Raw genomic sequence first — 12,597 nt, forward strand, 5'->3', positions numbered from 1 at the left:
GATCCGGCGGCCGCCAGCCCGGCCCCGAAGAAGCGCGGTGGGCTGCTGCGTTCGAGCGCAGTGTTCAGCGCGATGACCCTGATTTCGCGGATCGCCGGCTTCGCCCGCGACATGCTGCAGGCCACCTTGTTCGGTACCGGCGCGACCAATCCGGCGATGAGTGCGTTCATTGTCGCCTATCGCATCCCGAATTTCCTGCGCCGGGTGTTCGCCGAAGGCTCGATGGCGATGGCCTTCGTGCCGGTACTCAACGAGATCAAGGAGCGCGGGGACAGGGCCGCACTGAAATCGTTCATCGACCACATGGCCGGTGCGCTGTGTGCGGTGGTTCTCGTGGTCTGCGCGGCAGGGATGTTGCTGGCGCCGGTGATCGCACGCGTGTTTGCCCCGGGCTGGGAAGACCAGCCGGAACTGTTGGCCCAGACCGCGCTGATGTTGCGCATCACGTTCCCGTATCTGCTCTTCATCTCGCTGATGGCGCTGTCGGCCTCGATCCTCAACAGCCACGGCAGGTTCGCGCTTCCCGCCTTCACTCCGGTCCTCCACAACCTGACCATGATCGCGGCGATGCTGTGGCTGGCCCCGCGCTTCGCGCTGCCGCCGGAAGGCCTGGCGTGGGGTGTCCTGATCGCCGGGTTCCTGCAGCTCGCCCTGCTGTGGCCCGCACTCGGTCGTCTCGGATTGCGCCCGCGCTTCCGGCCCGGGTTTCGGCATCCCGAGGTGCGCAAGGTGGGCCGGCTGATGCTGCCGACGCTGTTCTCCTCGTCGGTGGCCCAGGTCAATCTACTCGTCGGCACCGCGTTCGCATCGCTGCTGGCTGCGGGCAGTGTGGACTGGCTGTACTACTCCGACCGCCTGATCGAGTTTCCGCTGGGCCTGTTCGGCGTGGCGCTGGGCACGGTGATCCTGCCGCACCTGTCGCGCCGGCATGCGGCCGAGGACGCGACCGGCTACAACCAGTCGCTGGACTGGGGCTTGCGCATGGCGCTGCTGGCCGGCGTGCCGGCGGGCCTGGGCCTGCTGCTGCTGGCCGAGCCGATCACGGCCACGGTCTACAACTACGGCGCGTTCGGCGCTGACGACACGCGCATGGCGGCGATCAGCCTCACTGCGATGAGCCTCGGCGTGCCCGCCTTCATGCTCAGCAAGGTGCTGGCGCCCGCGTTCTACGCGCGGCAGGACACCAAGACGCCCATGCGCGCGGCGATCTGGACGGTCGCGGCGAATGTGCTGCTGACCATTGCGCTGACCACGCCGCTGTGGCTCTACGACATCCCCGGCGCGCACGGCGGTATCGCACTGGCCACGGCGCTGGCGGGCGTGGTCAATGCGGCGCTGCTGTGGCGGTATCTCCGCCAGCGCGGGATCTTTACCCCTGAGCCCGGCTGGGCGACCTACGCGCTGCGCCTGGCCTGCGCCTGCGCGGCGATGGCGATCGCGGTGCTGGGTCTGCGGTTCTGGATCGGGGCGTGGACCGATATCCAGGGCGCGCTGCACCGCATCGGCTGGCTGGTGCTGGTGATCGGGGCAGGCGGGGCGACGTATGTCATCGCGATGGTCGCGCTGGGCCTGCGGCCGCGACATCTGCGCCACTGAGTGCGAACTGCGCGCGAGCGCCTGACCCGGGCCGGACCGGGGGCCGGCTATACTTGCCGGTCACTTTTTTCCTGCGGGCGCCACTGGTGCGCCCGCCGCAACGGACCCACATGAGCAGGCTGTTCCGCGACATCGCCGGCGGGCCCCTCTGTGCCGGCGGCAGCGTGGTCTGCATCGGCGCGTTCGACGGGCTGCATCTCGGGCACCAGGCGCTGGTGCGCCACGCCATCGCGCGTGCGCACACGCTGGGCGTCGATGCAGCCGCGCTGAGTTTCGAGCCACTGCCGCGCGAGTTCTTCGCTGCCGCGTCGCCGCCACCGCGTCTCGGGCCGGTACGTGCGAAGTTCGAGGGTCTGCGCGGAATCGGCGCCGACGTGGTCGGCCTGCTGCGCTTCGACGCGCGCATGGCGGCGATGTCGCCGGAGGCTTTCGTCGACGCGGTGCTGGTGCAGCGCTTGCGCGCGCGCGAAGTCTGGGTCGGCCCGGGGTTCCGCTTCGGCCACAGGCGCGCGGGCGATCTGGCGACGCTGCAGGCACTCGGGCGCGAGGCGGGGTTCATCGCCGGCGAGATCGAGCCGCTGGTCGTTGATGGCGAGCGGGTGTCGAGTACCCATATCCGCACCGCGCTGGTCGCCGGTGATTTCGAACACGCCGCGCGCCTGCTCGGACGGCCGTACGCGGTGTCGGGTCGCGTGGTGCGCGGCAAGCAGCTCGGTCGCACGCTGGGCTATCCGACCGCGAACCTGCGCTTCGGCGGCAAGGTGCCGGCGCTGCGCGGCATCTACGCCACGCGCGTGCACGGCATCGGTGACGCCCCGAGGCCGTCGGTGTCGAGCTTCGGCACGCGGCCGACGGTCGGCGGCGTCGAGCCGCTGCTCGAAGCGCATCTGTTCGATTTCGACGGCGATCTCTACGGACGCCGCATCGAGGTCGAGTTCGTCGCGCGCCTGCGCGACGAGGAAAAGTTCGACGACCTGCCGAGTCTGGTCGCGCAGATGGATCTCGACGCCGCAAAGGCCCGGGCCGTCCTCGCCGCGCCGCATTCCCTACGATTTGAAACGCAACGACAGGACTACGCGTGAGCGCAGACGCCAGCAATTCCAATCCCTACAAGTCGACGATCCACCTGCCGGCGACCGACTTCCCGATGCGCGGTGATCTGCCCAAGCGCGAGCCGGCGATGCTGGCGCGCTGGGAAGAAGAGGGCCTGTACGCGCAACTGCGTGCGCATGCGCGCGGACGGCCGCAGTTCGTGCTGCACGACGGCCCGCCGTATGCGAACGGCTCGATCCATCTGGGCCATGCGGTCAACAAGATCCTCAAGGACATCATCGTCAAGTCCAAGGGCATGGCGGGTTTCGATGCGCCCTACATCCCTGGCTGGGACTGCCACGGCCTGCCGATCGAGATCGCGATCGAGAAGAAGTGGGGCAAGGTCGGCGTCAAGCTCGATGCGGTCGAATTCCGGCAGAAATGCCGCGAATACGCCAACGAGCAGATCGACATCCAGCGCCGCGACTTCAAGCGCCTCGGCGTGCTCGGAGATTGGGACAACCCGTATCGCACGCTCGATTTCCGTTTCGAGGCAGACGAGATCCGCGCGCTGGCCAAGGTCGTCGACAACGGCCATCTGACCCGCGGCGTGAAGCCCGTGCACTGGTGTTTCGACTGCGGCTCGGCGTTGGCCGAAGCGGAGATCGAATACGCCGACAAGGTCTCGCCCGCGGTCGACGTCGCCTACGTCGCGCGTGATTCGGCCGCAGTCGCGCATGCGTTCGGCGCGACGCTGCCGAGCGATGTCGACGTCGCGCTGCCGATCTGGACGACCACGCCGTGGACGTTGCCGGCGTCGCTGGCGATTTCGCTGGGCGCCGATCTCGAATACGCGCTGGTCGAAGGCCCGGTGGCGCAGGACGGCCGTCGTCGCTGGCTGGTGCTGGCCGATGCATTGGCCGAGCGCGCGCTGCATCGCTATGGCGTCGAGGGCGATGTGGTCGTGCACGGTCGCGTGGCCGGCAGCGCGCTGGAGCATCTGCTGCTCGCGCATCCGTTCTATGCCGAGCGCGACATCCCGGTGATCCTCGGCGACCACGTGTCGGCCGAAGACGGCACCGGCGCGGTGCACACCGCGCCCGGCCACGGCCAGGAGGACTACGTCGTCGGCAAGGCCTACGGCCTGCTCGATCGCTATACCGCGGCCCAGCTCAACCCGGTCGACGGGCGCGGCGTCTATCTGCCGTCGACCCCGCCGATCGGCGACACCGTGCTCGCCGGCCTGCACATCTGGAAGGCCAACGACGTGCTCGTCGATGCGCTGCGCGCGCAGGGCAGCCTGCTCGCGTTCGCGAAGCTCGAGCACAGCTATCCGCATTGCTGGCGTCACAAGACGCCGATCGCGTTCCGCGCCACGCCGCAGTGGTTCATCTCGATGTCGCAAGCCAACCTGCGGAGCGACGCGCTGGCCGCGATCAAGGACGTCACGTGGTATCCCGAGTGGGGCCAGGCGCGCATCGCCGGCATGGTCGAAGGGCGCCCGGACTGGACCATCTCGCGTCAGCGCACCTGGGGCGTGCCGATCGCGCTGTTCGTGCATCGCGAAACCGGCGAGCCGCATCCGCGCAGCACCGAGCTGATGCGTCTGGTTGCCGATCGCGTCGAGCAGCACGGCGTCGACATCTGGTACACGCTCGACGCAAGCGAGTTGCTCGGCGACGAGGCCGCGGATTACGACAAGATCACCGACATCCTCGATGTCTGGTTCGATTCCGGCGTGACCCACGAGTGCGTGTTGCTGGCGCGTGGTTACCAGAAGCCGGCCGACCTCTACCTCGAAGGCTCTGACCAGCACCGCGGCTGGTTCCAGTCCTCGCTGCTGACAGGCGTGGCGATCGACAAGGCCGCGCCGTACCGGCAGTGCCTGACGCACGGTTTCACCGTCGACGAGCACGGCCGCAAGATGTCGAAGTCGCTCGGCAACGGCATCGAGCCGCAGGACATCATGAAGACGCTGGGCGCCGACATCCTGCGCCTGTGGATCGCCTCGGCCGACTACAGCAACGAGATGTCGCTGTCGCAGGAGATCCTCAAGCGCACCGCCGACGCCTACCGCCGCATCCGCAACACCGCGCGCTTCCTGCTCGGCAACCTGGCCGGCTTCGAGCCCGCGCGTGATCTCGTCGCGCCGCAGGATATGGTCGCGCTGGACCAGTGGATCGTGCATCGCGCGGCCCAGCTGCAGGCGCGCATCGAAGATGCCTACGCGCGCTACGACTTCGCCGAGATCGTGCAGGCGCTGTCGAACTTCTGCAGCGTCGATCTGGGTGCGCTGTACCTCGACGTCACCAAGGACCGGCTGTACACGATGCCCGAGCATTCGGTCGGCCGGCGCAGCGCGCAGACCGCGATGTACCACATCGCCGAAGCGTTCACGCGCTGGCTCGCGCCGGTGCTGAGCTTCACCGCGGAAGAGCTGTGGAGCCATCTGCCGCCGCCGGCGGAGGGCGCGCGCGAGGCCAATGTGCAGTTCGCGACCTGGTACACGGGCTTGCGCGAACTCGACAGCGATGCCGGCTGGTCGGCGCAGGATTTCGACCGCGTGCTGGAACTGCGCGAGCGCGTGTCCAAGGTGCTCGAACCGATGCGCGCCAGTGGCGAGATCGGTGCGGCGCTGGATGCCGAGATCGAACTGCGTTGCGGCGTGTCGGATGCGAACTGGCTGTCGCCGGTGGTCGACGAACTGCGCTTTCTGCTGATCAGCGGCGACGTGACGATCGTCGATGACCCGGCCGCGACCGCGATCGGCATCACCGCGCGCGTGACCGGCAAGCCCAAGTGCGTGCGCTGCTGGCAGCGTCGCAGCGATGTCGGTACGCATGCTGATCACGCGGAGTTGTGCGGCCGCTGCGTGGAGAACATCGCGACTGATGGTCGCGACGGGCAGGGCGAGCTGCGGAGGTGGTTCTGATGACCCGGGTGACGCCCAACGCGCTGCCGTGGCTGGTGCTCTCGGCAGTGGTGATCGTGCTCGACCAGTTGACCAAGTACTGGGTGCTGACCGCGCTGCCCGAATACACCGCGATCCCGGTCATCGAGGGCTTCTGGAATTGGTATCGCACCTACAACACCGGCGCGGCATTCAGTTTCCTCGCCGATGCGGGCGGCTGGCAGAAGTGGTTCTTCACCATCCTCGCGATCGTGATCTGCGGCACGCTCGGCTGGTGGCTGGCCAAGACCCCGCGCCGCGACTGGCGCACGGCGCTGCCGTTCGCGCTGGTGATCGGCGGCGCACTGGGCAACGTCATCGACCGCCAGATCCACGGCCACGTCGTCGATTTCATCCAGTGGCACTGGCAGGACTACTACTGGCCGGCGTTCAACCTGGCGGACGCGGCGATCGTGGGTGGCGCGATCGGCATCGCGCTGTTCGGGTTCTTTCCGGCGAAGAAGAAGTAAGGCGGCGCATGCTTCGCTCCTTCCCCCGCGTGCGGGGGAAGGTCGGGATCGGGGCGAACGATCCGATTTCGGATTGTCGCCGTAGGCGATAGGCGAAACGTTCAACGTTCTTCGCCTGATAAGGCGATCTCCTGTCCCAACGCTCTGCCCCCACCCAACCCTCCCCCGCGCGAGGGGAAGGGCTTTAAGCCGGTAGCCGATCGAGATATGAACCGTTCTGGCCGCCGGGCGGGGGGGCTTGTGCGCGCAACCGCCGGACACGCCGTCCTGCCTCCATTCCGTTTCGCAGCCGCGGCCTCCGGTAAACTGCGCATCTCATGGATATCGTCCTCGCCAACCCCCGCGGCTTCTGCGCCGGCGTCGATCGTGCGATCGAGATCGTCAAGCGTGCGATCGAGACGCTCGGCGCGCCGATCTACGTACGCCACGAAGTCGTGCACAACCGCTTCGTCGTCGAAGATCTCAAGCGCCGTGGCGCGATCTTCGTCGAGGAGCTCGACGAAGTGCCCGACGGCGTCACCGTGATCTTCAGCGCGCACGGCGTCTCGCAGGCCGTCCGTGAGGAAGCCGCGCGTCGCGGACTCAAGGTGTTCGACGCAACCTGTCCGCTCGTGACCAAGGTCCATCTCGAAGTCGCGCGCCACTGCCGCGCCGGGCGCGATGTGGTGCTGATCGGCCACGAGGGCCATCCCGAAGTCGAAGGCACGATGGGCCAGTGGCGCGCCGAAGCGGGCACCGGTTCGATCTATCTGGTCGAGGACGAAGCCGATGTCGCCGAGCTGATCGTCAACCAGCCGGAGAATCTCGCCTACACCACGCAGACCACCCTCTCGGTGGACGACACCCGCGGTGTCATCGCGGCGCTGCGCGAGAAGTTTCCGGTGCTGCAGGGGCCGAAGAACGACGACATCTGCTACGCCACGCAGAACCGCCAGGACGCCGTGCGCGACCTTGCGCGCGAATGCGATCTGGTGCTCGTCGTCGGCTCGCCGAACAGTTCGAATTCCAATCGTCTGCGCGAGCTGGCCGAGCGCGACGGCGTGGAGGCCTATCTGATCGACGGCGCCGAGGAGATCGACCCGCGCTGGGTGGAAGGACGCCGTCATATCGGTGTGACCGCCGGTGCATCGGCCCCGGACATCCTCGTGCAAGGCGTGCTCGACCGCCTGCGCGAACTTGGCGCGGACGGCCTGCGCGAGCTGTCGGGCGAGCCGGAGAACATGGTCTTCGCCCTGCCCAAGGAGCTGCGCCTGCAATTGGTCGATTGACCGCGGGCCCCGCGCTCCCTAGAATTCGCGTCCCAAGCCGGAATAGCTCAGTTGGTAGAGCGGCGCATTCGTAATGCGTAGGTCGTAGGTTCGATTCCTATTTCCGGCACCAGGTTCAAGAAAAAGGCGGCCCTCGGGTCGCCTTTTTTGAGTTCGGCGCGCTCAGCCCATTTCGACGCGATCGCGCCCCGCCGCCTTGGCGCGATACAGCGCGGCGTCGGCGTCCCGGACCCAGTCGGCCAGCGTGCCCTGGCTGCTGCGGGTGTCGGCCAGGCCCACGCTGACCGTGCATGTCAAGCCGGGCTCGGCCTCGAACGTCAGGCCGGACACGCCGACGCGCACGCGCTCGGCGATCGACACCGCACGCTCGCGATCCGACGACGTCAACAGCAGCGCGAACTCGTCGCCGCCGAAGCGGGCGGGCACATCGTCGCGGCTCGCGAAGTCACGCAACACATCGCCCACGCGCCGCAGCACCACATCGCCCATGCCATGCCCGTACCGGTCATTGGTGGTCTTGAACTGGTCGATGTCGATCAGCAACAAGGCGGCCTGTCGACCGCTGCGTTGGAACAGCTTGAACGCGTGTGCGGCGCGTGCGTCGAAATGGCGGCGGTTGGGCAGATCGCTGGCCGCATCGGTGCGCGTGGTGCGCTCGAGCTCGCGGTTCTGCCGCGCGATCGTGCGGCCGAGCCGCCAGGTCACCACGCTCAATGCGAACTGGTAGCCGAACATCAACGGCAGGCAGGCGATCAGTGTCCGCAGCGAAGTGTCCGGCGCGAACGGCCGCCCCATCAGCAGCCAACTCACCGCGAAGCCAACGAGCAGCGCCGGCAACGCCCGTGACAACAGACGCCATCCCCCCGCAGCGAACCGGTCGGCCGTCAGCACGGTCAACAGCACTGCCGAAGGCAGCAGATTGACGCCCATGATCGCAATCCAGATGCCGCCTGCGGCAGCGTCCAGGACCAGGTTCCGGTATTCCACCGCGGCCGGATCGCGCGCGCGTCGTGCCAGCAGCCAGGCGAGCTGCGGCCAGAGCAGTGCGTTGAGCAGCAGGGCAACCCATGCCCAGGTCGGCGCGCCTGTCTCGTGCAAGACCGAGCCGATCGGCACCGCGCAGAGCAGGGTGCCGAGCATGCGCATGCGATGGATGCGGGTCACGAATCGCAGCGCAGGCGTGCGTGATCGGTCGGCGATGTCGTCGTAGTAGGGCACCAGCGTGAGCGGCTCGCGTCATCGTGGGGAACGTGCCGGGAAATTGTAGGGCCAACGCGAAGATGCGGCCTGGATTGTGTGACGTGTGCCGCAACGGCCATGACGTTCGGCTCATGCACGTCGATCGCCGGAACTCTGTACGCAGTCGTCAGGTCTCCGATGCTGCGACCAGGCTCCGCTATGCTGCGGCGACTTCCGTTTTTGCAAGCACGCCGTGGCCAAGACCGCTTCCAAAGCACGCACCGCCTTCGTCTGCAACGAGTGCGGCGCCGATTTCAACAAATGGCAGGGCCAATGCAGCGCCTGCGGCGCCTGGGACTCGATCTCCGAGATCGTGCTCGAAAGCGCGGCCGCGGCGAGTTCGCCCGCGTCGCGTCGCAGCGGCTGGGCGGGCAAGATCGATGCGCCCAAGGTCATGGCGCTCAAGGATGTGCAGCAGGGCGAGGACGTGCGCGTGTCGACCGGCATCGGCGAGTTCGATCGCGTGCTCGGCGGTGGTCTGGTCGAAGGCGCCGTCGTACTGGTCGGCGGCGATCCGGGCATCGGCAAGTCGACGCTGCTGCTGCAGGCGCTGGCACAGATGGCCGGCACCCTGCCGGGCCTGTACGTCACCGGCGAGGAATCGCTGGCGCAGGTCGCGGGTCGCGCGGTGCGACTCGGGCTGTCACTCGATGGTCTGCATGCGCTTGCCGAGACCGGCATCGAACGCATCCTGCAGCACGCATCCGAACTGCGGCCGAAGCTGATTATCGCCGATTCGATCCAGACCCTGTGGACCGAATCGCTGACCGCAGCGCCGGGCTCGGTGAGCCAGGTGCGCGAATCCGCCGCGCGTCTGGTGCGCTACGCCAAGGAAACCGGCACGGCAGTATTCCTCGTCGGCCACGTGACCAAGGAAGGCGGCATCGCCGGTCCGCGCGTGCTCGAGCACATGGTCGATGCGGTGCTGTATTTCGAAGGCGACAGCGGCAGCCGCTTCCGGGTGATGCGTGCGTTCAAGAACCGCTTCGGCGCGGTCAACGAACTCGGCGTGTTCGCGATGGGCGACAAGGGGCTCAAAGAGGTGCCGAACCCCTCGGCGATCTTCCTGTCCGGCGGCAGCACGCCGCAGCCGGGCAGCTGCGTGATGGTGACGCGCGAAGGCACGCGGCCGTTGCTGGTCGAAGTGCAGGCGCTGGTCGATGCCTCGCCGCTGTCGAATCCGCGCCGCGTCGCGGTGGGCATGGAAGGCAACCGGCTGGCGATGCTGCTGGCGGTGCTGCATCGCCACGGCGGCATCATGACCGGCGACCAGGATGTGTTCGTCAACGTCGTCGGCGGCATTCGCGTGCAGGAGACCGCGGCCGATCTGCCGGTGCTGCTTTCCGTGCTGTCGTCGCTGCGCGATGCGCCGCTGCCGGACAAGACGATCGCGTTCGGCGAGGTTGGCCTGAGCGGCGAGATCCGGCCGGTGCCCAACGGCGAAGAACGTCTGCGCGAAGCGGCGACGCATGGTTTCAAACGCGCGATCGTGGCGAAAGCGAATGCGCCCAAGACCGGCAGCTTCAAAGGCATGGAGGTCATCGGCGTCGAGCGCCTGGCCGAGGCGCTGGAACACATCTGACGCGGCGCGCCCGCTACCATCGGGCGATGCCCCGCACGTCCATCACGACGACCGCCGCGCGCGTCGTCTCCATCGCCCTGCATCCCTTCCTCGTGCTGGCAGCGCTCGCGCTGCTGGCCGCGTGGCGCGTCGATCCCGCATCGCTGCCGCGCACCGCGCTGGGGATCGGTGTCGCCATCGCGATCGTGTCCGTCTTCATCTGGCAGCGCCGCCGAGGCGGGCACTGGCAGACCGTCGATGCGTCACGGCGACAGGAGCGGCCGCTGCTGTACGCACTCGCGCTGCTCGTCGCCGGGGCCTACTGGCTGTGGATGGGCGGCCGCGCGTCGGCGACGTCGAGCGGTGTGCTTGCTGCAGTCGCGATGCTGTGTGTCGCCGGCATCGCCAACCGCTGGATCAAGCTGTCGCTGCACATGGCGAGCCTGGCGTTCGCCGGCGTCGCTGCGTGGCCGCTGTGGCCGGCGGTGGGCATCGTCGCGCTGGCCGCATTGCCGCTGCTCGGATGGGCGCGGTTGCGGATGGCGCGGCACACGCTGCCGGAGGTCGTCGGCGGCGCCGCATTGGGGCTGGTGACGGGCGCGACACTGCTCTTGTAGGAGCGCGCTGGCGCGCGAGGGCCTTCACCGTAAATGGCGATCGCGCGCCAGCGCGCTCCTACAGGGGCTTGAGTCCCGGTTTAACGCCGCCGCTGGCCGGGGCGTCGCGGTGGATGGCGCGACCTACCGGGGCCGAAGCCGTCGGCGGTACTACTGCAGTGGGCCTGGTAACGGCAGGACACTGCTCTTGTAGGAGCGCGCTGGCGCACGAGGGGCGTTCAACGCAAATCCAATCGCGCGCGAGCGCCTTCCTACATGGGGAGTCACGTCTCAATGGCCGCCGGCCCCAGCGCCGCCGACCTTGGCCGCGAACGGCGGTTTCGCCATCCAGACGAAGGCGATCACCACCAGAAACAGGATACCCAGCAGGTGGAAGATCTCGTTGAAGCCGATCTGCGTGGCCTGCTGCGCGATCATCTGCTCGAGCAGCAGTGCGCCGCGCTGCACATCACCGTTGCCGAGCGCGCTCACAGTCTGTTGCATCGCGGGATCGTGCGCGGGGATGTGTTCGGTCAACTGCGCATGGTGGAGGGTGCTGCGCTGGTTCCAGGCCCAGGTCGTCAGTGACGCGGCGAAACTGCCGCCCAGCGTGCGGCAGAACGTCGCCAGGCCCGAGCCCGCGGCGATCTCGTGCGGCTCCAGATCCGACAGCAGAATCGTCAGCACCGGCATGAAGAACAGTGCGACGCCGAGCCCCATCCACAGCTGCACCATCGCGACGTGCTGGAAGTCGACGTCGAGATTGAAGCCCGAGCGCAGGAAGCTGGTGAATGCCATGACCATGAAGGCGAAACTGGCGAGGATGCGCAGGTCGAAACGCGTCGCGTACTTGCCGACCAGCGGCGTGAGCAGCACCGGCAGGATGCCGATGGGAGCCGTCGCGAAGCCGGCCCAGATCGGCGTGTAGCCGAGGTTGCGCTGCAGCCACAGCGGGATCAGCAGGCCGACGGCGAAGAACGCCGAGTAGCCCAGCACCATCGCGATCGTGCCGAACGCGAAGTTGCGGTGCCGGAACAGGCGCAGATTGACGATTGGATCCTTCTCGGTGAGCTCCCAGATCAGGAACACCGCCAGGCCGATCACCGCGGTGATGCCGAGCCAGACGATCTTGGTCGATTCGAACCAGTCTTCCTCGTTGCCGAGATCGAGCAGCGTCTGCAGCGCGCCGACGCCGATGATCAGGGTGAATAGGCCGACGTAGTCCATCTTCGGCGTCTCGAGCTTCTCCGGCCGGCCGCGCAGCTGGCTGGCGACGACGAGGCTGGCGAAGATGCCGATCGGCACGTTGATGAAGAAGATCCATTCCCAGCTGTAGTTGTCGGTGATCCAGCCGCCGAGGATCGGCCCGCAGATCGGGGCGACCACGGTCACCATCGCCAGCAAGGCGATGGCCTGTCCGCGTTTGGCGGGTGGATAGATCGAGATCAGCAGCGCCTGGGTGACCGGATACATCGGGCCGGCGACGAAGCCCTGGATCGCGCGCGCGGCCACCAGGAATCCCATGCTCGATGCGAGGCCGCACAGCAGCGAGGCGACGACGAACGCGAACGTCGCCCGGACGAACAACTTGCGCTCGCCGAAGCGCCGGGTCATGTAGCCGGTCAACGGCAGGGCGATTGCGTTGCTGACCGCGAACGAGGTGATCACCCACGTCGCCTGGTTGGAACTCGCGCCGAGATTGCCGGCGATCGTCGGCAGCGACACGTTGGCGATCGTGATGTCGAGCACCTGCATGAACGACGCCAGCGCGAGGCCGATCGTCGTCAGCGCGAGGTTCGGCGGACGGAACGCAGGTTGCGCGGCCGGGGCGGAAGCACCCGGTGCGTCGGCAGTGGTCGTGGACATGGGAGAATCCGGTGCCGTT

Annotated in this window: 9 protein-coding genes and 1 tRNA gene; 8 read left to right on the forward strand and 2 right to left on the reverse strand. The window is 67.8% G+C overall.

Annotation, left to right across the window (positions count from 1 at the left end; translation table 11 throughout):
* Positions 1-42: 42 nt before the first annotated feature.
* The 6 genes from murJ (at position 43) to AC3IRM_RS05745 (ending at position 7,428) form a co-directional block, all read left to right on the forward strand.
* The gene (murJ, locus tag AC3IRM_RS05720; RefSeq protein WP_489205851.1) at positions 43-1,596 is read left to right on the forward strand and encodes a murein biosynthesis integral membrane protein MurJ; all 1,554 of its coding nucleotides are present in this window, start codon (positions 43-45) and stop codon (positions 1,594-1,596) included.
* 110 nt (positions 1,597-1,706) lie between these two features.
* Positions 1,707-2,678, forward strand: a complete 972-nt coding sequence (locus AC3IRM_RS05725; protein WP_489205264.1) for a bifunctional riboflavin kinase/FAD synthetase — start codon at positions 1,707-1,709, stop codon at positions 2,676-2,678.
* Positions 2,679-2,743: 65 nt separating this feature from the next.
* A complete protein-coding gene (gene ileS / locus AC3IRM_RS05730; protein ID WP_489205852.1) occupies positions 2,744-5,560 on the forward strand; it encodes an isoleucine--tRNA ligase in 2,817 nt (938 codons plus the stop codon).
* A complete protein-coding gene (gene lspA / locus AC3IRM_RS05735) occupies positions 5,560-6,048 on the forward strand; it encodes a signal peptidase II (RefSeq protein WP_310237675.1) in 489 nt (162 codons plus the stop codon). The genes ileS and lspA overlap by 1 nt, the downstream gene beginning before the upstream one ends.
* A gap of 317 nt (positions 6,049-6,365) precedes the next feature.
* Positions 6,366-7,316 carry a 4-hydroxy-3-methylbut-2-enyl diphosphate reductase gene (gene ispH, locus AC3IRM_RS05740; RefSeq protein ID WP_489205265.1) on the forward strand — a complete coding sequence of 317 codons (951 nt, stop codon included), beginning with the start codon at positions 6,366-6,368 and terminating at the stop codon, positions 7,314-7,316.
* A gap of 36 nt (positions 7,317-7,352) precedes the next feature.
* Positions 7,353-7,428 (forward strand) — tRNA-Thr (locus AC3IRM_RS05745).
* Between the two features lie 50 nt (positions 7,429-7,478).
* Here the strand turns inward: AC3IRM_RS05745 and AC3IRM_RS05750 are convergent.
* Entirely contained in the window at positions 7,479-8,534 is a 1,056-nt protein-coding gene (locus AC3IRM_RS05750; protein ID WP_489205266.1) for a diguanylate cyclase, read from the reverse strand.
* 214 nt (positions 8,535-8,748) lie between these two features.
* Here AC3IRM_RS05750 and radA point away from each other — a divergent pair, with 214 nt between their 5' ends.
* Both radA and AC3IRM_RS05760 read left to right on the forward strand, forming a co-directional pair.
* Positions 8,749-10,137 (forward strand): DNA repair protein RadA, encoded by a 1,389-nt coding sequence (gene radA / locus AC3IRM_RS05755; protein ID WP_232136102.1) that lies wholly within the window; start codon positions 8,749-8,751, stop codon positions 10,135-10,137.
* Between the two features lie 26 nt (positions 10,138-10,163).
* Positions 10,164-10,733 carry a hypothetical protein gene (locus AC3IRM_RS05760; RefSeq protein WP_489205268.1) on the forward strand — a complete coding sequence of 190 codons (570 nt, stop codon included), beginning with the start codon at positions 10,164-10,166 and terminating at the stop codon, positions 10,731-10,733.
* A gap of 270 nt (positions 10,734-11,003) precedes the next feature.
* Here AC3IRM_RS05760 and AC3IRM_RS05765 read toward each other — a convergent pair whose 3' ends face one another.
* Complete coding sequence (locus tag AC3IRM_RS05765) at positions 11,004-12,578, reverse strand: DHA2 family efflux MFS transporter permease subunit (protein WP_489205269.1); 1,575 nt, start codon at positions 12,576-12,578, stop codon at positions 11,004-11,006.
* Positions 12,579-12,597 lie beyond the last annotated feature (19 nt).

This window comes from Luteimonas sp. KH_071, from assembly GCF_057838005.1.